Origin of the sequence: Nonomuraea sp. NPDC049419, assembly GCF_040676995.1 — a bacterium.
Taxonomy (GTDB): domain Bacteria; phylum Actinomycetota; class Actinomycetes; order Streptosporangiales; family Streptosporangiaceae; genus Nonomuraea; species Nonomuraea salmonea.
Genome location: NZ_JBFAQB010000034.1, coordinates 38,439 through 62,974, shown reverse-complemented (window position 1 = coordinate 62,974; position 24,536 = coordinate 38,439). Strand labels below are relative to the sequence as shown.

The 24,536-nt window shown below is 72.3% G+C and carries 13 protein-coding genes; 2 read left to right on the top strand and 11 right to left on the bottom strand.

The window, feature by feature from the left end:
- Positions 1-68 precede the first annotated feature (68 nt).
- The 8 genes from AB0K12_RS46780 to AB0K12_RS46745 form a co-directional block, all read right to left on the bottom strand.
- A complete protein-coding gene (locus tag AB0K12_RS46780; protein WP_364575531.1) occupies positions 69-1,868 on the bottom strand; it encodes a hypothetical protein in 1,800 nt (599 codons plus the stop codon).
- A complete protein-coding gene (locus AB0K12_RS46775; RefSeq protein WP_364575529.1) occupies positions 1,861-7,134 on the bottom strand; it encodes a hypothetical protein in 5,274 nt (1,757 codons plus the stop codon). The genes AB0K12_RS46780 and AB0K12_RS46775 overlap by 8 nt, the downstream gene beginning before the upstream one ends.
- The gene (locus AB0K12_RS46770; protein WP_364575527.1) at positions 7,131-10,304 is read right to left on the bottom strand and encodes a hypothetical protein; all 3,174 of its coding nucleotides are present in this window, start codon (positions 10,302-10,304) and stop codon (positions 7,131-7,133) included. Before AB0K12_RS46770 ends, AB0K12_RS46775 begins: the two co-directional genes overlap by 4 nt.
- Positions 10,301-11,473 carry a kelch repeat-containing protein gene (locus tag AB0K12_RS46765; RefSeq protein ID WP_364575525.1) on the bottom strand — a complete coding sequence of 391 codons (1,173 nt, stop codon included), beginning with the start codon at positions 11,471-11,473 and terminating at the stop codon, positions 10,301-10,303. Before AB0K12_RS46765 ends, AB0K12_RS46770 begins: the two co-directional genes overlap by 4 nt.
- 29 nt (positions 11,474-11,502) lie before the next feature.
- Complete coding sequence (locus tag AB0K12_RS46760) at positions 11,503-16,068, bottom strand: DUF6603 domain-containing protein (protein ID WP_364575523.1); 4,566 nt, start codon at positions 16,066-16,068, stop codon at positions 11,503-11,505.
- Positions 16,065-17,543 carry a hypothetical protein gene (locus AB0K12_RS46755; RefSeq protein WP_364575521.1) on the bottom strand — a complete coding sequence of 493 codons (1,479 nt, stop codon included), beginning with the start codon at positions 17,541-17,543 and terminating at the stop codon, positions 16,065-16,067. The genes AB0K12_RS46760 and AB0K12_RS46755 overlap by 4 nt, the downstream gene beginning before the upstream one ends.
- Complete coding sequence (locus AB0K12_RS46750; protein ID WP_364575519.1) at positions 17,540-19,618, bottom strand: hypothetical protein; 2,079 nt, start codon at positions 19,616-19,618, stop codon at positions 17,540-17,542. Before AB0K12_RS46750 ends, AB0K12_RS46755 begins: the two co-directional genes overlap by 4 nt.
- Before the next feature lie 445 nt (positions 19,619-20,063).
- Positions 20,064-20,480 (bottom strand): VOC family protein, encoded by a 417-nt coding sequence (locus AB0K12_RS46745; RefSeq protein WP_364575517.1) that lies wholly within the window; start codon positions 20,478-20,480, stop codon positions 20,064-20,066.
- Positions 20,481-20,672: 192 nt separating this feature from the next.
- Here AB0K12_RS46745 and AB0K12_RS46740 point away from each other — a divergent pair, with 192 nt between their 5' ends.
- Positions 20,673-22,100 carry a M20/M25/M40 family metallo-hydrolase gene (locus AB0K12_RS46740; protein ID WP_364575515.1) on the top strand — a complete coding sequence of 476 codons (1,428 nt, stop codon included), beginning with the start codon at positions 20,673-20,675 and terminating at the stop codon, positions 22,098-22,100.
- Between the two features lie 138 nt (positions 22,101-22,238).
- On the opposite strand, the gene AB0K12_RS46735 is transcribed toward AB0K12_RS46740, so the two are convergent.
- On the bottom strand, positions 22,239-23,111 hold the full coding sequence (locus AB0K12_RS46735; protein WP_364575513.1) for a VOC family protein: 873 nt from the start codon (positions 23,109-23,111) through the stop codon (positions 22,239-22,241).
- A gap of 27 nt (positions 23,112-23,138) precedes the next feature.
- Positions 23,139-23,579 (bottom strand): DoxX family protein, encoded by a 441-nt coding sequence (locus AB0K12_RS46730; protein WP_345408682.1) that lies wholly within the window; start codon positions 23,577-23,579, stop codon positions 23,139-23,141.
- 93 nt (positions 23,580-23,672) lie between these two features.
- Here AB0K12_RS46730 and AB0K12_RS46725 point away from each other — a divergent pair, with 93 nt between their 5' ends.
- Complete coding sequence (locus tag AB0K12_RS46725) at positions 23,673-24,236, top strand: TetR/AcrR family transcriptional regulator (protein WP_364575510.1); 564 nt, start codon at positions 23,673-23,675, stop codon at positions 24,234-24,236.
- On the opposite strand, the gene AB0K12_RS46720 is transcribed toward AB0K12_RS46725, so the two are convergent.
- Complete coding sequence (locus AB0K12_RS46720) at positions 24,173-24,400, bottom strand: hypothetical protein (protein WP_364575554.1); 228 nt, start codon at positions 24,398-24,400, stop codon at positions 24,173-24,175. The genes AB0K12_RS46725 and AB0K12_RS46720 overlap by 64 nt on opposite strands.
- Between the last annotated feature and the right edge of the window lie 136 nt (positions 24,401-24,536).

Here is a 24,536-nt window from a genome sequence, read left to right as displayed (position 1 = left end):
CCTCCTTCACGTGCGACCTTGCCAAGGCCCCTGCCCCAGGTCGCACGGCACCCACCAGCGGCACGACGTCAGGACGTGTCGACGAGCCGATCGAAGGACAGGCCGCTCGACCCCTCGCCACGGCCGAGCCCCCGGCGGGCGCTGAGCCAGACCGACACCCGGCCGTTCCGCCAGCGGGTGCGGTTGTAGGCCAGGGTCAGCAGGGTGCCGGACGGCGTCACCTCCTCCTCGTGCACGAAGTACGGCTGTCCGGCGTCGAGCCCTTCGCGCAGCAGGCTCGTCCGAGGCCGCACCAGCCGCCCGTCCACGGCATCCGGCATGGCGGCCCGCTGCAGCCGGATGGCCCGGTTGCTGCCAGGGACGTGGACCGGGATGAAGGGGATCCAGTTCTCCGGGACACTGCTCATCGCCTGGTAAGCGATGGGAGCGCGCGGCGGGTCCGCAGGAGGGACAGGACGGAACCGCTGCCGGTGCGCGAGGATCTCCGCGACGACCTCGCTGCCCCGCCGCCCTTCCCCGGTAGGCAGCCGGACGACCTTCTCCAGGCCCCACACCATGTTGGCGTTCTCGTCCCGGATGAGCGACACCTCCTCCAGGACCGGCCCCTCGGCGACCTTCGGAACGGTCGGCGGCAGGAACATGGAGGTGTCGGCCGCGACGTCCTCCGTGCCGATCGTGTCGAGGGTGAACATCGACCACCGCTGCCAGTCCTCGTCCTGCCCGGCGCCGGCCGGCGTGATCCACAGCCGCTGCCCGAAGACGTCGGTGACCGCGAGCCCGCGGATGGCGGCCAGCGTGCCGGCCGGCAGGTCGCAGGGCAGCTGGAGCCAGTCGTTGCTGTAGACGAGCGCGAACTCGAGGAAGATCAGCCGGGCCAGGTCCGTACGGTCGGGCTGGACGCCGGCGAAGTTGGTCCGCCCGTCCTCGACGGCCCACCAGCGCGGCAGCGGCATGCCGGAGTAGCGGACGGGCGCGGGGAAGACGGTCCGGTTGATGGGCTGGTGGGCGGGGGTCGTGCCGCCCAGGGGGCCGGTCGGGTCGACGGAGAACGCGTGCCAGTCGAGGTGCCCGCCGGGATACTCCTGCGCCGTCAGCACCTTCTCGCCACCTGTGGATGCGGCGGCGATGGAGAAGCGGTGCTCCAGGCGGGAGGCGTCCCACGCGGAGTCGGGGCCAGGCTGGTCGAACAGCCCGTCGAACCACCGGACGAGGTACGCTCCGAGATCGGCCAGCTGCGGCCGAACCAAAAGAGTGCCGGAGATGCCGTCCCAGGCGTTGCCGCCGCTCTTGAGATGCTGGTAGAACGCGTACCCGTCCATGCGGCGGTCCGCGACGGCCTGCAGGTACGACCAGACCTCCGCGTGGGCGGCGCGCGGGGTGTCGGCGTCCGCGTCGGGGTCGGGCGCGGCGATCCGGTACTTGCTGACGTAGTCGTCGCGCAGGTGCTGCACAGTCAGGTGCCGGCCGAGGAGCTTGAGCCAGCGCCGGCCGATGATCAGGCGCAGGTCGTAGGAGACGGGATCGGCTCCGGCCGCGAACGGCACGGCACGCCGTTCGGCCAGCGCCTCCAGCGGCCGGTCCCCTGGAAGGTCCTGGGGCGAGCCCGGCCCGGCCAGGAAGCGGGAGGGGGTCGCGGTGGCGACGGAGTAGGTGGCGGTGACGGCCGTACCCGCGTCAGAGCCGCGGAACTCGCCGAGCTGCCACTGCCGGGTGAGCAGCCACAGCGGGTCGCGGACCTCGGCGCGCAGGGCGCGGTCGAACGCGGCGGTGCGCGGCCTGCCCTCGATCCTGTTCCACAGGCCGACGGTGGGGAAGGCGCGGTCGGTCAGCGCTTTGCGCAGGTCCTCGATGCGCGGCGGCTCAGCCATGGGACTTTCCTCGCAGGTTCGAGATCGCGAGATCGGTGCTGATGGTGATCGGCTGCCGGGTCGCCGACAGCACGGTCGCGGGGAGCAGGTGGGCGTACGCGGTGTTGTCGAGGTGCCCTGGTTCCACGGCGCGCGTCCTGGCCAGGTCGAGGGTCTCCGTGATGGCGGCGATCACGTCGTCGCCGTTCCAGGTGCCCGTCCTGGCCGGCGGGGTGACGAGCAGCATCGCCTGCGGCGGCTCGGAGTCGGGATTGTCGTAGTGGAGGGCGATCGCGGTGGTCTCCTTGTCCGCCGGGATGACCTCGGTCCATTCGTCGAGCAGGAGCCCGCTGTGCAGGTTGCCGCCCAGCAGCGGTTCCGGCGCGTAGTGCGCGGTGAACAGCAGGCGGTCCTCGTCGACCGCGACGCCCGGCGCGAACGTCATGCCGAGCCAGGTGTCGTTCTGGCGATAGGGGAGCTGGATGGGCGCCAGCTCGGGTTCGTCCCAGCCGAGCAGGTCGCCGAGCAGGCCGCCGCTGCCGCGCAACGCGTCGGCGATGATCACGGCCTGCTCCCACAGCCGGGGCTTCTCCCGTACGCGGGCGATCCCGTGCAGCCAGTCGTCCACGGGGACGTCCCGCCTGGAGTCCTGCACGAGATGGCTCAGCAGCTTGCTGCTGTCGTTGCGGGCCTTCTTCCAGTCGGTGTGGAGCTGGGCGGGAGCGGTGAACTCGGGCACCACGAGGACGTCGTCGCCGAGCATGGCCCGCAGCGCGTCGGTCGCGGCGAGCACGCGGTCGGAGCCGGTCACCGCCTGGTCGTAGGCGTCCAGGGCCTTGCCGGCGGCGGCGAGCCGCTCGGAGACCTCGCCGTGCAGCGCCTGGGCGCGGGCCAGCAGGTCGGCGCCGAAGGCGACGGCCCGATCCTGGAAGGGGGTCAGGTCGAGGCCGGTCCGGTTGAAGTCGGTCAGCGGCAGGAGCGCGGCGACGTCGGTGAGCAGGCCGCTGAGCGTCTTCTTCGTGGTCTCGGCGATGTTCCGCAACGCGGTCAGCCGGGTGTTGAAGGCCGAGCGCCTGGAGCCGACGATCGTGCGCAGCTGGGCGGGCGTGGCGGGGCGCGGCGTGGCCGGTCTGGTGGTGAGCAGCCATTCTGCCCGCTGCAGGAGGCGGAAGCGCTCGTCGGCCGTCGCCGAGGACGGCAGCCGGTCGTAGGCGGCGATCAGCTCGTCGGCCGCGGCGAGCGACTCGCCCATGCGGACGGCGGTCGCCGCCACCTCGTCCAGCACCTGACGGAACATCGTGCGCCGCCACAGCGTCATCTCGCCCCAGCCGCTGCGCACCATGCCGAAGCCGCCGGCGGTGGAGATCAGGTTCGCGTACCCGGTCAGGAAGGTGTCGATGCCGGTGACGACGGCCGTGCGGTTCGGCTCGGCGGGCGCGGGCGGGAACAGCGGGGACAGGGTGGCGAGGTAGCCGGCGGTGTCCTGGCGCAGCCGGTCGAGCGACGTGCGCACGGCGGCGGGCCGGTTCCTCGGGAGGTCGACGGCGGTGTCGATGGAGCGGTCGACGGGCTGCGCGCCCGCGGCCGGCAGCAGGTCCGTCGGCCGCAGCGGCCGTGAGGTGGTGATCAGCGAGCGCAGCGCGGTGACGAGCGGCGAGATCTCGAAGAAGGTCAGCTTGCCGGCCACCCGCTCGGTGTGGTGGATGGTCAGCTCGGCGTCGGGCCTGGGCTGGTCCTTGGCCACGACGACGGCGATGATGCGGTCGTCCAGGTCGGTCATCGCCGCGTCGTCCTTGGGCTGCACGCCCCACAGCAGGTCGATCGGCTGGAGTTCGAGGTCGAACTGGGTGACCGTGCGGCTGCGGGGCCGCTGGTCGACGGGGTCCTTCCAGCGGACCACGGCGGCCACCTGCCCCTGGGGCGGCAGCAGCTTGGGCAGCCAGGCGTTGATCGCCGGCTCGGCCTGGGCGCGGGGGCCGTTGCCGCGGAAGAGCCCTGACCCGTGCTCCGGTCCGAGCCCTGAGGTCAGCTTCAGGCCCAGCCGGTGGGTCAGCGTGACGCCGCTGCGCGGGGTCCGCACCACGGCGGGATCGGGCGAGAAGCCCTCCTTGGCGTACGCGTCGAGCGTCGCGCCCGCCCGTTCCGGATTGCCCGCCAGCGTCTGGTGGGCGGCTTCGGCCACGGCCAGGTCCGCCAGCGCGTCGTGGATGCCGAGCAGCCGCTGCACCTCCTCGTTCATCGCCTTCGCCTGGGCCTCGCTCGCGTCCGGCAGGCCGCTCGCGCCGAAGGGGTACTCGGGGAAGGCGGGCGGACGGGTGGCGCGCTGGACCAGCGCGAGGCCGTCGATGACGGAGCGGGCCTCGATGAGCTCCAGCGGGGTGCCGGGTTCTGCGTCGGACAGCTTGCCGGAGCGCAGCGGGAACTCCCCGCGCAGCGCCTCCAGGAAGACGTCCAGCTCGGCGTCGGGGTGGCGGTCGTGCAGGGCGCGTTCGAAGCGCCGGCCGAGCAGCGCCCCCAGCGACTGGCCCTGCCGCAGCCCGTCCAGGAGGTCGAGCGCCACGCGGACACGATCGGAGCTGAGGTTGACGGAGAAGCACGTCGGGTTCTCCGGCGAGCCGTTGGCGATGTAGCCGGCGCGCAGCACGGCGGCGGTGGTGGCCTGGGCGGGCGACGGGGCATGGATGTAGCCGCCGTTGGCGGCGTCGTGCATCAGCGGCGCCGATCCCGGCGGCTGGAACAGCGTGGCGAGGCTGCCGGTCAGCTGCACGGGGGTGAGCGCCTTGTCGCGCGGCCGGACGGCCTCCAGCCATCCGTACGCGCCCAGATGCACGCCGCGTTGCGCGGGGGAGCCGCCGTCGGGGCCGTAGCGCAGCTCGAAGAGCCGCTCGTTGACGAGCCCGAGCCGCCAGGCGTCCAACCGGTACGTGGCGCAGTCGAGATGCTCGGCCACGACTCGTTCGAGCCGCGCGGTGGGCACGTCCGCCAGCACGTCGAGCGCCGCCACCTGCTCGGCCAGTTCCCTGGTCGCCGGGTTCGCGGCGGCGAGCGCGTCGGGGACGAAGTCGACGACCAGCTTCTCAGGATCCCCGGTGATGTCCGCGTCCGGCGCGTACAGCTTGCGGAAGCGGCTCTCGCTCCGCGGGGCCGACTTCTTGATGTGGATGAACGGCGGATCGGCGGCCGGGACGGTCTCGCCCTCGGCGGCGGCGAGCTTGCGCGCGGCGTCCTCCCAGCCGAGCAGGACGGCGTGCCGGAGCAGCAGGTAGAGCAGCGCGGCGGGGCGCCGGTCGTCGGCGAAGCCCTGCTCCAGGCGGATGTCCTCCAGGTCGGTGCCCGCGAGGTCGGCCAGCCACCGCAGGTAGTTGCGGCCGTCCTCGAGGTAGCCGCGCACCGGCTGGGTCTCCGACAGCGGCCGGTCGTCGATGAGCGGGCCGAGCAGCGGGTACTGCTCCTCGACGAACAGCCGCCTGATCAGGTCGGGGTCGGGCGCCGACGCGCCCGTATGGCCCAGCCTGCGCAGCAGGTCGCGGATCGGCTGAGGCATGTTCAGCTCGCTCAGCGCGGGGACGACCTGGGGGCCGTTGCTGCTGAAGTTCTCGCGATTGTAGACGTCCTCGACGCTCTGCGCGTAGCGCTGGAAGTACTCGGCGGACGTCGGGTGCAGGGCCAGGATGTCCAGCAGCGTCTGATGCGGGTCGGTCACGGGCCCGTGCGGGTCGGGGAACGCGCCGAGGTGCGGGACGTCCTGCGCGGCGGCCCGCCAGTCCTCGGCCGCGGCGGTCAGCAGGGCGTTGAGCCCGCGCCGGTGCGTCGCCGTCGCGGGCCAGGTCATCCGGGAGAACGCGGTCGTCGGCAGGATGCCGTACGGCTGCCGCCCGATCTTCACCGCGGGCACCGGGCCGCGCCCGGAGACGTACCGGACGAAGAAGTCGCGGGTCTCGTCCACCACCTGCGCCGAGATGATGGGATGCAGCATGGTCTGGAGGTACGAGCCCCAGGTCGCGGGCCACAGGGCGATGTTCGCGGCGCGGGCCTCCCGCTGGTCGGTGCCGTCGGCGTTGGCCGCGCCCGCGAGCACGGCCGGGTCGATGCCCAGGAGCTCGGCCAGCCACTGGCCGTCGGTCTTGTCCGTCCAGCCGGCGGGCGCCACCTGCGCGGTCGCCATGAAGGCCGCGCGCCGCACGGCGTCGGCCTCCTCCGCGACGTCCTGACCGGCGTCGGCCTGTTCGCTGTTGTTCGTGGGGGTGCCCTGGGGCAGCAGGCCGAACCCGGTGGAGCCGCGCAGGTGGCGGCTGATCAGGTCGCCGAGGTGGGCGGCGGTCTGCTGGGGCGTGGCGCTCTCCCGTACGCCGAAGACGATCAGCCGGTCGAGCCCGCCGCGGAAGTCGTCACGCAGCGGGATCCTGATCCCCATGCCCACCGCGATCGCGGCGTCGAAGTCGGTCAGCCAGAGCAGGTCGGCGGGGACGTGAAGCTGGCCGGTCACCTCGTTGACCTTCGGCTTGTCGGCGGACGACGGGTCGGGGCTCACGGTCAGCGCGGCGGGGATCGGCCCGCCGAGCTCGGAGAAGACCGTCTCGCCGCCCGCCTGGCCGATGAAGGTGAACCGGTCGGGGAGCAGGCGCGCCTTCGCCGCCTGCGTCCACGATCGGGCGGCGACGTCCGCAGGGGGAGGGGCGGGCAGCACGAGGAAGGCGACCAGGACGGCGTCCCCCGGCGGGTCGTCGATGCCGATCGGGCGGCGGCGCCGGATCGCCTCGGCGCGCGTGGCGCCCACGGACGCCAGCAGAGCCGTCTCGGCGGCGAGGAGCTGCACCCGATCGCCGCGCGCCCGCCAGACCGCGCTCCAGTACGTGATCGTCGGCTGCCGGTCACCGGCCGCGACCGGCTCGGGGGTCACGACGACGAGCACGGTCGTGCCGGGCTGCACCCCGGCGGGCTGCTCGGCCGGATTGGCCGGCCTGCGTGACTGCACCAGCCAGCCGGCGCGGCCCGCCGGAACCCGCCCGGTCAGCTCATGCCAGGCGGCGGACTCTGCCGCCGGATCGCCCCCGGCCCGCCACACGGCGATCCAGTACGCATCGACCGCGGCGACCTCCGCCGTCGTGGGACGGGGCTCGAACGCGTCGATCGACCACTCATCGGGGAACACCCGGATGAGCAGCTCGGACGCGGTGAAGCGCGTCTCGATCCTGACCGGCCCGAGAAGGAGCGGAAAGTCGTCACTGAGCGTCAGCGCCGTGCGCGGGTCGGACAGCGGGTCGGACAGCGGGTCGGACAGGGTCACGGCAGCATCTCCTGAGCGTGTACGGCCATCAGCACCGGCGCCTGGAACAGGATGTACGCGACATCCGCCGAGCTCAGCGCCCCGTGCCAGAGCGGCAGGGACAGATCCTCCACGTGCTGGAGGCGTTTCTCCTCATCCGCCACCGGGTCGTCGAACTCCCGCAGCACGACGGGCGCGGTGGCCTCGTCGAGCTCGATGAACCCGGTCCCGTCCGGGTCGAGGTCGGGCCACGACAGGTCGTTCCACACCTCCACCCGCGATGGCTGCTCGGCGGGGGCCACGTCCACGCCGAACCGGGGCTCCCCGGGACGCTCCTTGATGACGAAGAACCATCCCGCGCTGCCCGGAGCCGGCTCGCCCTTCGCCGCCTTGGCCGTGAGGTCGAAGCCGAGCAGGGAGATGTCGGGGTCGATCTTGGCCTCGTACAGCGGCAGCCGGATCTCGTCGAGCGACGGGTTCGCCGGGTCGACCAGCTCGACGGGCACCCGCTCCTTCGTCGGATCGGGCTGGGCGTCGCTGGGCTCCCATCGCGCCCGGTGGGCGTAGATCGCCGCGTTCGGGTACTTCTTCAGCAGCTCGCCGCGGATGACCAGCACCAGCTCCTCTTCCGCCCCGCCCTTGTCCCGGTGGTCGTGGTCGCCGAGCTTCGACTGCCTGGTCCAGCTCGCGATCGGCGGGATGTCGTACAGCCGCTCGTGACGCTGCTCGGGCGTCTCGCCCTGGAGCGGCCGCACCGCGCGGACGTCCCAGAACTGCCGGAACGGGGTGCCGCGCTGGTCGGTGGGATATTCGCGCCACAGCAGCTCGCGGGCCATCTCGTGGTTGAGCCCCACCATGTACGACTCGATGAACTCCTGGTTCGTCTCCAGCAGGCTGATCGAGTTCGGCGGCACCTTGTGCAGGTTCGGCACGAACAGGTCCACCGACTGATCGACCAGCGCCTGGTACATGGGCAGGTCGAAGACGGGATAGGCCATCGCCTCCAGGAACCGTTCGGCGAACGGCGCCAGCCGCTCCGGCAGCCGCACCGAGCTGAGGAACTGCCGGGGCACGGTCTCGTCGGCGCGCAGGCCGGTCAGCATGGCGTCGGTGGCGTCGGCGACGTCGAGCTTGACGCGTTCGCCGGCCTTGCCGCCCAGGGCGGCATCGTCCCACGCCTCGTACAGCTCTCTGAGCGCCTTCTTGAAGTCCGCCGCCTCGGCGCTGTCCGGGCCGCCGGGGGAGGGGACGAACGCGTCGCCGGGCATGGTCAGGACGAAGTCGCTGCTCGTGGGGAGCCGGTCCACAGGGTGGGTCGTGTCCGCCACGGCGGGGCCGGGCGGATGGAGGTGCAGGTCGAGCTGGGCCGGGGTGACGACGGCGGCGGGCCGCGTCTTGGGCGGGGCCGCGGTGACGCCGCCGGTGTCCTCGTCCATCCTCGGCACGAGCGCCTCCGGCGGCAGCTCAGCGCTGAACGGCAGGGTGCGCATCAGCCGCGAGCCCGGCCGGGTGATGCGGCGCATCGGCGCCGACACCGGCGCTGACGTGACCCGGCTCTCCGCCACCCGGAACCCGACGGCGAGCCCCTCCTCGATGGAGGTCGCGGCGGCGAGGCCGGAGGCGGTCGCGGGCGTGACCACCCGGGAGTGGGCGGGGGCGGTGAGGACGAGCGACCTGCCGGACGGCGCCGCCTGCGCGCGCAGAGCAGCGGGCGGCGGTACCAGATGCTTGCCGTGCAGGGTCTCGCCCACCTCCCTGGCGACCTGCGCGGCCCGGATCCTGGCGTTGGCCGCCAGGATGTCCCCGACCTGCGCCCACGCGGCCGCCATGAACTCCTCCTGACGTTTCTGGACGACCTGCGCGCCCAGGTTCGCCGCCACCCGGAACCGGGGGTCGAGGTTGAGCCGGTGCACCCAGTTGCGGTCGTCCGCGATCGGAGTGCCGTCGCGCTCGGTGAGCAGCCGGGAAGCCGGCGCGTGCCAGCGGCCGTACAAAGGTGGCGTGATGACCGGGTCGGGCCCGGTGGCTTCGGTGGCCGAAGCGTTGTGTGCCGAGACCGGGTCCTGCCGCAGGTAGTCGTCGGCGAGGTTGATCAGCCCGGCCAGCGCCTGCTGGAAGGGGTGCGGATAGGTGAAGCCCAGGTCTTGCAGGTCGTCCCACGTGTCCCAGATGTCCTCCGGCCGCTCGGGCACCCGCAGGGCGCCGCCCAGCTTCAGCACCCCGCCCAGCTCGGCCGGCACGGTGATGCCCGGCAGCCCGGCCCCGGGCGGCCGGTGCACGTCGAGGTCCCGGCGGCCGACGCTCTCGTCCAGCGGCTCCTTCGGCACGAGCAGGCGTACGAGGTACTCGAAGTCGCCGGCGCTGCCGGTGGAGAAGAACCACCGGTGGTAGTACGGCAGGTCGCCCGCCGCCTCCTGCCCCGGGTACGCCTGGCCCCACGCCGGGTGCAGAGCGCCGGGCGCACGCGCAGGGTCCAGCCCGAGGCCCGCGAGCCGTCCCGTCTCGAACGCCGGCACCAGGAACACGTGATAGGCGGTGTTCGGTTCGAGGCGTCGCGGGCAGATCAGCCGGGAGCAGGCCCGGTCGGCGTTGACGCCGAGGACCCGCTGCAGCGCGGGCAGGACCCGGGCCATGTCGTCGGATGCCACGGGCGTGTCGAGCGAGCCGTCCACGTGGACGTGCGCCCAGGCCCCCAGCTGCGCGGGCGGCGGCAGCGCGGCCGGCCCGGTGACCGTGATGAACGGCAGCGGCCGGCCCGTCGCGGTGCCGTCCTTGAACTCGGCGCCGTCCACCGCCGCCGAGTCCTCCCCGCCGGCCAGCACGATCAGCGCCAGCCAGGGCCGCAGCCGCTTGGTGGCGGCGTCGGGCGCGGCCGGACTGTAGCGCCAGGGGAAGTCCTCGTCGTAGAACTCGACGTGCGCGAGGTAGTTGGGCTCGACGTTGGTGATCCACGGCCGCGGCTCGGTACGGGAGATCGCCCGGGGATCCACGCCGACGACGTCCCCGGGGCCGTAGATCTGCACGGTCCGCGACACGTCGCGGCTGATCGGGGCCGCCGAGCCGATCGCCTCGCCGCTCACCCGCAGCGTGACCGGGATGGTGGCGCGTGACGTGTCGACGGGGTCGGTGGTGATCCTGGTGGCGATGCCGGACCTCAGCCAGGGCAGGAAGGTGTAGGCGTTGTCGGTCATGGGGTGCCTTCGAGGTCGAAGATCTCCGCGCTCGCCGTCAGCTCCTGCGCGCCGGGCTGCGCGGCCGCGATCCCGGACCGGACGACTCCGCCGGCCACCAGCACGAGCGTGCCGGACAGCGGGGCCGCCGCGAACGCCCATCGGCCCGTCGCCAGCCCGCCCGCCGGCGCCCAGCTGCGGGTGGCGGCGTCGTAGACGGCGGCGCTGGCGAAGCCGACGTCGTTCTGGGCGTTGTCGCCGCCGCCGACCACCAGCACCTTGCCCGAGCCGAGCGGGACCGCGCGGTGCAGCGCGCGTCCGCCCGGCAGGTCCTGCACGGCGGTCCACGTCCCGGTGTACTGGACGTACAGCTCGGCGCCCGCCCGGCTGAACGGGTCGAACGTGCCGTCGCCCGGCCCGCCCGGCGCACGCCCGCCGGTGACCAGCACGCTCGCGCCTCCGGACAGCGCCGTGGCCTGGTGCCAGGCGCGGGGCGCGAGCAGCGCGCCGGTCGGCGTCCAGGTCTCGTCGTCCGGGTTGTAGAGCTCGCAGTAGGCCAGGGCGGCGTCCTCGTCGCGGGCGATCGGCACGGTGCCGCCGGCGACCAGGACCCGGCCGTTCGCGAGGACCACCGCGGGGTGCCCGCTGCGGGCGTCGGTCATGTCGCCGGTCTCGGTCCAGGTTTTCTCGTCCGGGTCGTACAGCTCGGCCGTGCGCAGCGCCCTCACCGACTGCCCTGAGCGGAGCGTCGTGCCGCCGGCGACCAGGACCTTGCCGTCCACCAGGACGGCGCTGTGGCCCCACCGGGCGCCCTTCATGGCTCCCGTGCTGGTCCACTCCCCGGACTCGGGGTCGTAGATCTCCGCCGCGGCCAGGCCGGGCGCGGGGAACTGCGCCGATCCGCTGATGCCGCCGGCGACCAGGACCTTGCCGTCGGGCAGCAGGGTCGTGGTGTGCAGCCGCCGGGGTGTGCGCAGGGAGCCGGTGGCCGACCAGGTGCCGTCCTCGGGGTCGTAGAGCGCGGCCTGGCCGAGCGCGGCGGACGCGCCGTCCGCGCCGCCCGCGACGAGGACCTTGCCGGTGCCGAGCACGATCGCGCCGTCGTGCTGGCCGTACCATGCGGCGGCGGCCGGCAGCGCGCCGGTGTCGCGCCATTTTCCGGTGGTGGCCGCCAAGGTTGTGCTGGTCATGGCTGGCAGACCCTTCGTCGTCGGTGCGTTCATGGGGTGAAGATCTCGGCCGAGGCCGTCAGGACGTCCTGGCCTTCCGGTGCCGCCGCGCCCGCCCGTACGCGGCCGCCCGCGGCGAGGACGCGCCCGTCGGTGAGGAGCAGCGCGGCGAAGTCCCACCGGCCTGTGGCCAGGGCGCCGGTGCTCGTCCAGGTGTCGGTGCCGGGGTCGTAGGTGGCGGCGTTGCGGAAACCGGCGGCGAAGCGCGGGCCGCTCGTGCCGCCGAGGACCAGCACCTTGCCGGTCGGCAGCAGGACCGCGCGGTGGCGGCTGCGCCCGCCCGGCATGGGCGCGACCGGTGTCCACTTGTCGGTGGCGGGGTTGTAGAGCTCCGCGCTGTCCAGGCTGCCCGCCCGGTATGTGATGCCGTGCCGTCCTGCGAGGGTGTCGCCGCCGGTGACCAGGACCGTGCCGTTCGGCAGCAGGGTCGCCTGGTGGCCGGCGCGCGGGGTGGTGAGGCTGCCGGCCGGTGTCCAGGTGCCGGTGGCCGGGGCGTAGATCTCGCAGTAGGCGAGCGCGGCCCGGCCGCGTCCGGTGAGCAGCGCGCCGCCGATGACGAGGATCCGGCCGTCACGCAGCCGGACGGCCTGATGCCCGGTACGGGCGTCGGTCATCGGCGCGGTGTCCTGCCAGGTGCCTGTGGCGGGGTCGAACAGGTGGGCGGAGTCCAGGACGGCCGGTTCGCCGTCACGGCGTCCCGTGCCGCCGGCGACCAGGACTTTCTGCGAGGCCAGCAGGGTGGCGGTGTGCCCGTGGCGGGTGATCGGCGTGAACGTCCCCGCCGGGACGGCCGTCCAGCGTTCGGCGATCGGGTCGTACACCTCGGCGGCGGCCGGCGCGGAGCCGTCCTCTGCCGTCCCGCCGAAGGCCAGCACTCGCCCGTCGGAGAGCCGGGTCAGGGAGTGCAGGTGGCGGGCGGTCGTGAGGAGGCCGGCCGGCGTCCACGTACCGGCGACGGGATCGAAGACCGTACTGGCGGTGAGCGGTGTTCCGGTCGTGTCCGCGCCGCCCGCGAGCAGCACCCGGCCGCCGGACAGCAGGACCTCGCTGTCCGTGGCGACGGCCGCCGCCAGCGCTGCGCCGTCGCTCCAGCCGCCGGGGACGGGCGCGGTGCCTGCGGCCTCCGACGAGGGGATGACGTGCAGCGTGCCGGCCAGGCTCGGCTCGGCCTCCACCCACGCGGCGAGCGCCTCGGCCGCCGTGGTCCTGCTGCGGAAGCTCGACGCGCCGGCGGAGAACGGCGGGAACGCCTGCTGGTTGTTGCGTTTGTGGGCGACGACGTAGCGCTGGCCGGTCACCTGGAGGGTGTCCTCGGTGGCGAAAGGCCGGCGGAGCGTCGCCTCGTGCCGGGACAGCGGGGAGCGGCTGGTGCTGGCGCCGTCGAGCAGCGGCTGGAACACCGCGGGGCTGACGCTGTAGAGCCGCTTCGTGCGGGTTGGCGCGATGTCCGGCAGCGGCGCCGTGCGCGCGGCTCGCAGCTCGGTCGCGCCGCGGGCCTTGCTGTCGATCACCATGAGCTCGTAGCGGGCGCTGCGGCGCACCGCGCGCGCCGAGGCGAGCGTCCCCTGCAGGGCGGTGAGCTCGAGGCCGGCGTCCTGGTCCTCGTACGGGGCCATGGTCAGCTTCGCCGCGTCGTCCACGTCCTGGAACTGCGCCATGGCGAACTTGTCGTCCTGGACCGACACCTGCACCAGGCCGCTGTCGGGCGCCGGCGCGATGCTGAACCGCTTGCCGTCGCGCGGCCGCTGCGCGCCGACCCGGTCGATGCGCACGTTGAGCGGGATCAGCCGCTGGTGGACGAAGAGCGTGCCGAGCGGGTGCAGGACCAGCTGATCGGTCTCCGGCAGCGTGCGCAGGTTGACCAGCGCCTGGGTGGCGCCGTTCGGCAGCCTGGTCGCCCAGCCCTCCACCTTGCCGATCTCGTCGCAGAGCAGCGGCAGGACGTCGATGGGCGGCAGTGTCGGATTGTCGCTCTCACCCCAGGTCAGCTCGAAGTCCGCGGAGATCTCGAAGAACAGCAGCGAGATGGACCCGCGCCCGCGCGCCCGCCACGGGGCCGGGCCCTCCAGCTGGAACCTGAGGTGGATGCTGAACAGGCCGACGCCGAAAGCCTTGAGCGACAGGTGCGCTGAGACGTCGATGACGAACGCGAAGGGCGAGAACCGGAACAGCGCGTCGAAGCTGAGGTGGCCCTGCAGGCCGAAGTCATCGAAGCCCAGCACCAGCTCGGCACTCGCCCCGAACTGCACGGTGTTGCTGGTGACGGCGAAGTAGCCGGACACGCGGATGCGGGCGAACGGCTGGTTGATGATGTCCACCGAGATGCGCGGCGGCACGGGGAACGGCAGGGGCGGCGGCTTGAACGAGGGATGGAAGCCGCCCACCGACAGCACGAGGTCGCCCTCGCCCCAGCCGACCAGCAGGCCCATGCCGCCCTCGATCGTCATGAACAGGATGCGCGACTCGAACAGCTGGGCGTAGAACCACAGCCGCTGCTTGTCGAACTCCAGCGCGCCGATGAAGGCGACCTGCAGCACCAGCAGCGGCAGCTCCTTGGCGGGCAGGACGCAGCGCAGCACGCCGATGATCGCGATGTTGCCCGGGATCTCGACGATGACGCCGACCGAGACGCTGATCAGGGTCGGGGTGCCCCAGCCGAGCTTCACCATGGGGCCGACCAGGAAGGTGTCCTGCTCGGGCGGGAAGAAGGCCCGCAGGTCGCTGAGGATGCGCGGCGCGTTGGCGACCACGTCCTTGGGGAACATGACCGACTCGACGCCGCCGGTGCGCACCCCTTCGGCCAGCGCCCCGAGGTTCATGCTGCGGTTGAGTCCGAGCAGGCCGCCGACGGCGAGCAGGGTGAACCCGTACCCCAGTTGCAGGCCGATCCCGCCGAACTCGGCCGTCAGGATGATCAGCAGCGAGAAGCCCTGCGTGCCGTCCGGCATGCGGGTGGAGATCAGCCCGATCGCCTTCACGTCGATGAACCCGGCCAGCCTGAAGGCCAGGGCGCCCGCGTACTCGCCGCGGTCGGGGTCGAAGAAGAGGAACCCGCCGCCGCTGACGATGCCGAGATCCATGGACAGGCCGACACCTGTCGGCGGTTTCGGGCGCGGCCGCACGTCGACCGGCCCGAGGCTGCCCTTGCCGTCGGGCGTCAAGGCGAACGGGATCTCGATGCCCAGCCCCTGGACGGCGCCCGTGATGGGCCCGAGTGCGGCCTTCAGATCCGTGGTGAGGCCGAGGGTGAACGCGCCGTCCTCGATGCCCACCCGCAGCGTGAGCGCCGACAGGTCGACGGGGCCGAGGGCGGCGTGGGAGGCCAGCCGCACCTCCAGGCCGCCGCTGCCGTCGAAGCGCAGGCCGTCGGCCAGGCCGAAGCGGGCGCCCAGCTCGAAGCCGCTCTCGATCCGTACGTCACCGAGCAGCTTCGCGATGAACCCGTCACCGCCGCCCAGGGTGATGAGGACCTTGCCGCGCTGCAGCAGCGCCCCCAGCTGCACCTCCAGCCGCCCGTCCGGCTCGGCGCGCAGCCGCAGCGTCACGTCCACCTGCTCGACCGAGATGCGGCTGCCGCCGGGCAGCGACAGCAGGACCACCGGGTCGGCGGGATCGCGGCGGTAGCTGTGGGTCACCTCGGCCGTTCCCGCGACGGTGGCGCCGGGCGGCGGCTCGACCTTGGCTCCGCCGGGCTGGAACACCAGCGTCGTGTCCACCGGGACGTCGGCGTCGAGCCGCAGCGTGAGCGTCCATGCCTCGCCGCTGCGCTCGATCGATCCCGTGCTCAGCCCTTGCGGCAGCTCCAGCGCGATGCCCGGCGGGTCGAGGTCGGTGCGCGGGACGAGCGAGGCGAAGATCAGGTCCAGGGTGGGCGGTGTGGCGCTCTGGTCGAAGAGCGACGGCAGTCCCGCGTACGCGGCGATCCGGTCGAGCACGGCGAGGAGCTTGGTGCCGTCGAAGCCCGGCGCGTTCCAGTCGTACAGGGCGGCGAGCTGGGCGTTCGGGTCGCGTAGCCAGCCGCCGATGCGGTCGAAGCGGAAGTCGTTCTCGGTGTAGAACGGCTTCTGCGGGTCGAACAGGCCGACGTTGCGGTCCGTGCGCACCAGGACGCCCAGGAACTCCAGCAGCTCGTTGACGCCCTGCTGCCGGCCCAGGTGGTCGGCGAGCAGCAGGTTGAACACCCGCTGCGGGAAGGTCGCCAGGATCGGCTCCGCGCCGGGCAGGTTCAGGCCCGCGAGCGCGGTCTTCAGCCCGTCGAAGCCGGAGATGACCGCGCTGACCTGGCCGCCGGCGCGCGCGATCCGGCGCAGGACCTCGTCCCACTGCTCGTCCTCGACCGCTTCCTCGATCTCGCGCAGCAACTCGATGAGGAAGCCGACCGATCCGGTGGTGGCGTTGAGCGCCGGCGCGATGGTGGTGGCCTGCGCGTCCGTCAGCGGCAGCCCGACGCCGGCGAAGAACTCGCGCGCCCCGGCCGGGGAGAGGCCGGTCAGCGGGGACAGCAGCGTGGACAGCTGGCCGAGCAGCCCGTCGAGGCTGCCCCGCTCACCGGTCACGACCGCGCTCGCGGGCGGGCGAGAGCGGCGGGGACATCCTGCATCGTCTCGACCGGCAGCAGCGCGTCGATGAGCTTCTGCCCGTAGCGTTCGAGGTCGCGGCGGAGCGCGGGCCCGGCGTGCTGGATCAGCAAGGAGAGCATGGTGCCGGCCAGCCGGGCGCGGCTCACGCCGTTGATCACCGTCGGGATCGGGTGCCCGGGAGTGCGGACGCCCCGCACGCAGTGATGGTAGAAGGCCGCCCCCTGCAGGGCCTGCCAGGCGGCGGCGACGTGGCGTTCCGACCTGAGCAACTCCCGCACCTCCCTCCGGTGCTGTCCGATCTTGCCCAGCAGCAGCCGCCCGAGCAGGCTGGTACGCAGCTGGTCGCGCAGCTCCGCCACCCCGCGCAGCCGGGCCAGCTCGGCCGCGGACGGAGGCCGGACCACGACTGAATGGACCGCGCTGCCGGCGCTGGGAGCGGCGCCCGACCAGCCGTCCTCGACGGCGGGGATCTCCACCTGGAGCCGCTGGAGAACCTTGCCGATGGGCGTGGCGATGCCGATGTTCCTGACGTTCGCGAACTCGGGCGCGCTCAGGTCGACGTTCATGTACTTGTCGATCGGCCCCGCTCGGATGATCATCGCGACGACGCGGTTCTCGTGGTTGATCACCACGCTGCCCGAGTCGCCGCCCTCGAAGGTCAGCTCCTCACCGTTGCGGTAGCTGTCGATCAGCGACTGCCCGGGGATCGGGCTGGGCCTCGGCAGGATCAGGAACTGGTTGACGTTCGTCATGGACCCGGCCGCGTGATCGCTGGGATCGGAGATCTCCATTCTCATCACGATGCGGTCGGGGTCGGCGGGGTCCTGCGGGGCGAGGGTGTTGCTCAGCAGCGTGCCGTACTTGAGCCGCCCGTTGACGGCGTTGTAGACCCGCACGTACTGCTCGCGAGCCGGCAACGTGCCCAGGGCCGGTCCCTTACCGATGCCGAGGCCGCTGGTGACCGCTCCCTTGATCGGGATCGTGGTCACCGTGCCACCGACGTCGACCTGCCAGGCATTGCGGAAGGTGACACCGGGGTCCAGCCGGGCCATGGCGCAGTCGGTCTCGCTGGCGTGGCCGTTCGGGGTGGAGATCCAGTTGAAGCCGCCCGTCCACTGGCCTTCGCGGTAGCCGCCCACCCACGCGCCGCCCTCGATGGGCTGGGCCTTCTGGTTCGGGTCGTAGATGGGACGGCCGATCCGTACGCCGCCCGAGCAGCAGGAGCTGTAGTCGGGGGAGTGGACGGCCATGTTGCCGATGACCTTGAATCCGGGGAACAGGACGTGGGAACAGCTCAGCAGAACGGGATGGCCGCTGCTGTCGCGGGCGAAACAGCCCAGGGAGCCGGGCCCTTTGTCGTGATTGGTCTCGATGCTCGCGCCGGCCGTGACGAACGGCGGAGCGGCCGCCGCCATCGGGAGTGGTGCCCCGAGATTCTCCACCGTGCTCATGGCGACTCCTCCCGGCCCGCTCCCACGGGCTCGGCCGATCCGACCGGTGTCACACCGAGGCGGTCCAGCACCGGTGCGATGGGGCAGGCGACACCGTCGCCGCCCGCGGTGGCTCCCCAGAGCAGCCCGACGAGGCGGCGCCGCTCGTCCAGCAGCGCCGCGCCCGAGTCGCCCGACGTCGAGAAGACCCGCCCTGGATCGCGCGGCCCGACCAGCAGCTGCCCCGGCGCGCGGAACTCGCGGCCGTCGATGAACGGCCGGTCGGGGTAGGCGACGTCGAGGAGGACGCCGTCGGTGCGGCCGGCGCCCGGCCCGTGCTTGCACACCAGGGCCTTCGGCTCGGGGCGGGCGACCTCCACCGGCCACGGACCGGCGAGCGCGAGCCGCAGCCAGCCGGGCAGGTGCCGCACGTCGTCGAGCCTGATGAGCGCGGCGTCGACGAAGTACTCCTCGCCGTCATGCTTGACGGTGCCGAGGTGGCCGTGTCCTGCCTGCCCCAGCCGGACGGGCTCGTCGCCGTCGGACGGCAGCGCCCAGACGACGTCCCCGGGCCGCGCTCCGGATCCGTGGAGCACGTGGTGGCCGGTCAGCAGGTGCAGGGCGCCTTCGGCGTCGCGTACGAGGACGGAGGCGACGCCCGGCACGCCGCGGGCGTTGACGATCCGCACGGCCGGCGGCCCCATGAGACCCGGCAGGCTCAGCGTGCCGTCGGGCGAGGTCGCCCGTCGCAGCAAATCCAGGATGTACTCGCCGTGGGCGGCGAGGTCGGCGCGCAGCTCCTCGCTGCCTTCCTTCATCAGCACGTCGCGCATCGCGGTCAGCGTGTCCACCGGGCTCACCCCGTCGATCTCCGCCGGGAGCGGCCGGTCCGGCCGCTCGGCGCCGCGCAGGACGGCGTTGACGTACGCAGGCCCTTTGCGGCGGTGCCAGGTGACCATGACGCGCCGGTTGTGATGCACCAGCTCGCGAACCTCGGCCACGTGCCGGCGGATCACCTTGCCCAATCGTTCGCCCAGCTCGCTGCGTTCCAGGGAGGTCCATGCGGCGTGGACCGCCGACCAGTCCAGCGGGCGCCCGCCGCGCCTGATGGCCATTCCGGGAACGGCGACCGCGTCGCCGCCCGTGGTCACGCCGGGCGGAGCCAGCTCGACGTTCAGGTGCTTGAACGCGGCCCCGATGAAGATGCCCTGGGAGCGTCCGGTGAGGATCTCGACTGGGGCGCTCATCCCCGTGACGAGAATGGTCTGCTTGAGCCCCTGGGCGAGGATGCCCACCACCTTGCGGTCGTCGTCGACGATGGGGGTGCCGGAGTCTCCGGGCTCCGAGAAGTGCTTGCCTCTGACGATCAGCGTCGGCTGGGCGGCGGTGCCGCCGACCGAGACGGTCAGACCGGACTGGTCGAAGTGCGCCTTGATGGCCTGCGGGGTGATCGTCGGGTCCGCGGTGAGATACCGCTCCATGTCCAGCCGGTACTCGGTGACCGGCTCCTGGCCGGGAGGAGGCACGACCTCGACCTCGAACACCCACGCCTGTCCCTCGCCGCCGGCCTCTTTGATCGGCACCCGTTTCAGCGCGACGATCTTGCCGCGGGAGAACTGGGTCTTCGCGCCGTACTTCTGCACCGGGATGTGGCGTTCGACGGGCAGCGACAGCGCGCCGTCGGGCGACGGTTCGGACGCCGAGAGCGTCCATTCCGCGATGAGGTCACGGACCCCCGCGATCATGCCGATCTTCGGCAGTTCGTTGGACGCGTCCGTCTTGGCGGCGAGCTCGACGAGCGCGGCGTCCACCGCGAAATCGACCTGGCCGATCCTGACCTTGGCCTGGATGGACTTGTCCATCAGCTGATCAAGGGTCTCCCGTACCACGGTGCCGATCGGGTTGTTGCACTCGATCTCGCAGCATTTGCTCAGCTCCGGTGAGTACACCACCTTGGTGTCTTCGGCCGCGTCCGCGGACGGCGCCAGGCCGAGGACGTGCGCGCACGTCAGCATGTACCGGCCCGGCGCGCCGGGCTTCCTGACGATCAGTCCGGCTGTGCCCTGGTCGAAATGGCCCAGTTTGCCGCGTGTCACTCCCTTTCCCGCATGCACGCTGGGCGTGCTGGAGTGCGGGACGGCGCGCGGTTCGAGAAGCTCGTGGAGGGAAAGTCGCCCTTCACCACCGACGGGTTCGTCACTCATCTCGTCTGCCCGCGAGAACGGGCTGACGTGGTGCCCTTCATGGGAGATGCCACGCGCATCACCTCATTCGGTCGGGATGACTGCGCATCTCGGCTCTCAAGTTACGAGTTCATTGGACCCGCGAAATGAGGCGGCGGCAAGTATTTCGATGGAATGAGTTGACCCGCTTAAAAGTCGGCGGATATGCAAGAAAAGATCTTCGTCTAAAACGCTCGGACATTCAAGGTGACATTTCGTGATTTGTCCGGTTGAATAATTGTGCTCGTGCGGGAACGACCCCGCCCAGCCGTGCCGGCAGGATCGCGCTCGTTCTCGGTGATCCACCTGGATCAGGTCTTCACGTCAGCTCGCCCCCGTGCTGCAGGCCGGAGCCTCCGTGATCGCCGTCGACGACGCAGAAGTCGTTGCCCTCCGGATCCCGCATCCAGGCATGGGCCTCGAACCGCTCCTTGACGGTCGCGCCCAGGCCGGCCAGGCGGTCGATCTCCGCCGGCCAGTCCGCGGACACGATGTCGACATGCACGGGTGTCTTCGACCGCGGCTCGAGCTGGACCTTCTGGAAGCAGATCTCGAGGTGGGGTCCGTCGAGGATGACGCTCGGATCGGTCTCCGGCGTGTAGCCCAGCGAGGCGAGGCGGGCGATCTCCGCGTCGTCGTAGGGCCGGATGTCGAACTCGTCCAGCGCGGCTGCCCAGAACCGGGCCAGCGCGGACGGCGTCTCGCAATCGAAGACGACCTGCTGGAGACGTGCCATACCGGGCTCCTATCGTGTGGGCGGACTCTGAACCGTCAAGGGATCAGTCTTGCTCAGCCCGCGCCGAATGCCGGGCCTGGCGCCGGCCGCCCAGGACGAGCACGGTGGCGAGCTCAAGGCCATAACGGCACGTTGTCGTGCCGTCATGGGTGGGAGTGACCCTCGACGTGGAGCTTGCGACAGTATGGCGGGATGGACTCTGAGAAACTTCGCGAATCGATCGGCAAGGCCTGGGCGACGGACGTGCTGCCCAGTCTCTCCGGGCTGGTCGAGATCCCCGCCGTGTCACCCGCCTACGACGCCGCCTGGCAGGAGAACGGGCAGCTGCGGGCCGCCGTCGAGCACGTACGGGATTGGGTGGCGGCGCGGGGCCTGCCCGGCGCGCGCTGCGAGGTCGTGCAGCTGGACGGCCGCGCCCCGCTGCTGCTCGTGGACGTGCCCGCGACGCCGGGCGCGGCGGCGGCCGGGACCGTGCTGCTGTACGGGCACCTCGACAAGCAGCCGCCGCTCGGTGACTGGTCGCAAGGATTGGGTCCGTGGCAGGCGGTGATCCGCGACGACCGGCTCTACGGCCGCGGCGCCGCCGACGACGGCTACTCGGGTTATGCGGCCACGACCGCGCTTGAGGCCGTGCACGAGGCGGGCGGCGAGCACGCCAGGGCCGTCATGCTGCTGGAGACGGGGGAGGAGTCCGGCAGCCCGGACCTGCCCGCGTACCTGGAGCATCTGGCCGACCGGCTCGGCGAGGTGTCGCTGGTGGTCTGCCTGGACGGCGGCGGTGACTATGAGCGGTTGTGGCTGACGTCCAGCCTGCGCGGCGCGGTGCAGGCGACCGTGACGGTGCGCGTCCTGGAGGCGAGCGTGCACTCGGGGCTCGGGAGCGGCATCGTGCCGAGCTCGTTCCGCGTCATGCGCCTGCTGCTCGACCGGCTGGAGGACCCGGAGACCGGCGAGGTCAAGGTGCCCGAGATGGTGGTGCCCATCCCGGAGGAGCGGCGCGCGGAGGCGGCGGAGCTCGTCGCCCGGCATCCGGACGTCGCCGTGCCCCGGCTCCCGGTGCTGCCTGGCATGCGTCGCGTGTCCGACGACGAGGTCGAGCTCGTCCTGAACAACACCTGGCGGCCGACGCTGTCCATCACCGGCGCCGCCGGGCTGCCCGACCCGGCGGTGGCGGGCGCCGTGCTGCGCGACCGGACGTCCCTGCGGCTGAGCTTCCGCCTGCCGCCCTCGGCCGACGCCGAGGCGGCGCGGGCCGCGCTGGAGCGGATCCTCACGACCGACGTGCCGTACGGGGCGCAGGTCGAGGTCGGCGAGTACATGGTGATGAACGGCTGGCACGCCCCGGAGACCACCCCCTGGCTGGCGTCGGCGTTGCGGCAGGTCGGCGAGGGCGTGTTCGGCAAGCCGTGCCAGAACCTCGGCATCGGCGGCGGGATCCCGTTCATGGAGATGCTCGGCCGGCGGTACCCGCGGGCCCAGTTCGTCGTCACGGGAGCCCTCGGCGCGGACTCGAACGCGCACGTACCGGACGAATGGCTGAACATCCCGTTCGCCGTCCAGGTGACCGAAGCCGTCGCCCACCTCCTCGACGCCCACGCCCGCGCCGCCGGCCCGGCCTGAACCCCTGTGACGAAGGCCCCGGCCACCCGGGGCCCGGCGTGATCCGCGTCGATGTTCAGTACACGATCGGCGGTGGCCTTCCTGGTGGCCGCGTCAGCCCCGGCGCCGACGCGGCTCGCACCGCACGCGAGAGGATCGTCAGCTCTGGGTGAAGGCGAGTGGCACGCCGCAGGCGTCCTCGGCGGTGACGTAGAAGCCGTCGGGGGTGGTGCGGGTGTCGATCATGTTGTGCTCGATGAGGTCGCGTGCGGTGGCCAGGTCGCGTACGGCGACGGTGTGGGCGGCCAGCAGGGGCAGGGCGGGCACCGTGTGGCCAGGGAGGACGTCGCCGAGCGCGGACTGCGGGATGATCTCCACCCGGCCGTGTCGCAGCAAGAGCACGTGTTTGGGGCCGTCGATCCACACGTCGGCGTCCAGGAGGCGGGCGTAGCGCTCCTCGTGCTCGTCGACCTCGTCGTCGGGCACGGCCACCAGCACGCCGTGCAGGCCGACGGCGCCGTTGGGGTGATCGAGGTAGCGGGGTTGGTGGACGTACTGCGGGGTGTGGTGCTGGGTGGCCTGGAGCGCTCCTTCTGGGGTGTGTCCTGCGTCGATGCGGACGCTGTCGGCGCGTACCGTGCGGGTGCCCTCGGGGGTGGCGACCTCGCGTTCCAGCGCGCGGATGCCGGTGGAGGCCAGGCGGGCGGCGTGCAGCCGGTCGGCGGTGGTCTGGATGTCGCGTGAGCCGAGCGTCATCAGCAGGCCGCGGTAGGTCCGGCGCAACTGGTGAACGCCCCAGGGGTCAGGGGCGGCGGGGTCGACGATGCCGAGCAGTTCGATGAACGACTGCCCGAAGTAGGCGCACCGGTTGGCGGTGCAGGTGGGCACGAGCGGGCCGCCGGGTCGTTCGGCCAGGTGGTGAGGTGAGACGGGGCTGAGCGTGAAGCCGAGAGCCTCGAAGCGGGCGGCGGCCGCGGCGAGGTCGGTGGTGATGAGCACCGTGTGGTCGATGGAGTCGATGTCGGCGGTCATGTGGATCGTCCTCAAGAGTTCGGTGGGTCAGGCGGCCGCTGCGACGGCGGCGGCGATGAACAGCACTTGCAGGGCCGTACGGGTGGGCAGCGGCGTCACCGGCTTGCCTGCCAGGGTGAGACCGCGGCGGGCGGCCGAGACGTTGGCCGGGAACATGGCGAGCATGAGCAGGGCCAGCCCGATCGCCGCGTAGGGCGCGAGCGGCGGGTACAGCAGCCCGGCGGCGCCGGCCAGCTCCAGCACGCCGGTGAGCGTGACCATCAGCTCCTTGTGCGGGATCGCCGGCGGGATCATCGCGACGAAGTCGCGCCGCCATGAGGGCAGGAAGTGCGGCACGCCGGTGAAGACGAACATCAGGGCGAGTGCGCCGCGCAGGGCCGGCTGCCAGGCGTCCAGGATGTCGACGCCGGCCAGGCCGATGAGACGCAGAACGACGAAGCCCCCGGTGAGGGCGATGAACGGAACCATCCCGTCCTCCAATCTTGTCGCTGGCAAGATTGGAGGAGGATGCGTATCTTGTCAATGTCAAGATAAGGTGAGGTCGCCGCACCGGACCCGGAGGTGAGAGAGATCGATCAGTACCACCACGGCAACCTGAAACGCGTCATCATCGACGCCGCGCTGCAGGCCATCGGCGAGTCGGGCCCGGCGGGCTGGAGCCTGCGTGAGCTGGCCCGCCGCGCGGGCGTCTCCCACGCCGCGCCCGCCCACCACTTCGGCGACAAGCAAGGCCTGCTGACCGCCGTGGCCGTCGAGGGTTTCGCGCTGTTCGGCGACGCGCTCGAGCGCGCGGCCGATGACGTGTGGGAGGTCGGCGTCGCCTACGTCAGCTTCGCCATCGACCATCGGCCCTACTTCGAGGTGATGTTCCGGCCCGAGCTCTACCGCGCCGACGATCCGGCCGTCCAGGCCGCGCACGAACGCGCCGCCAACGTGCTCATCACCAGCGCCCGCGCCCTGTCACCCGGCCCCGAACACGACCGGATGACCACCATCGCCGCCTGGTCGCTGGCGCACGGCTTCACCAGCCTGTGGCTCAGCGGCGCGCTGCCCGAGAGCACTCACGAAGACCCGGAGGCGCTGGCCCGCTCGATGATCCGCCTCGTCCTCGGCGCCCTGCGATGAGCGACCGGGTGCTCGCCCGGATGAGCACGACGGCCGACCAGCGCGCTCACGGCTCGATCGCGGCCGAAGAACCAGCGGGAGTCCTCGGGCCCGTACGGTCGCAGCCCTCGATAGGGGCAGCCCGCGCGCCACCCGCAACCGCCGCAACACGGCCCGGGGGTCATCTCCACGCCCTGAACATTGCTCAACGTATGCGTCCCGTCGCCGGTCCCGAGCGGGTCGTGGCCGAGCTGGACCGCCGGCTGATGGCGCCGCCGTACCGGCTGTTCGTGCCGGCCTGTTCTGCGTGCGCTGCGGTGC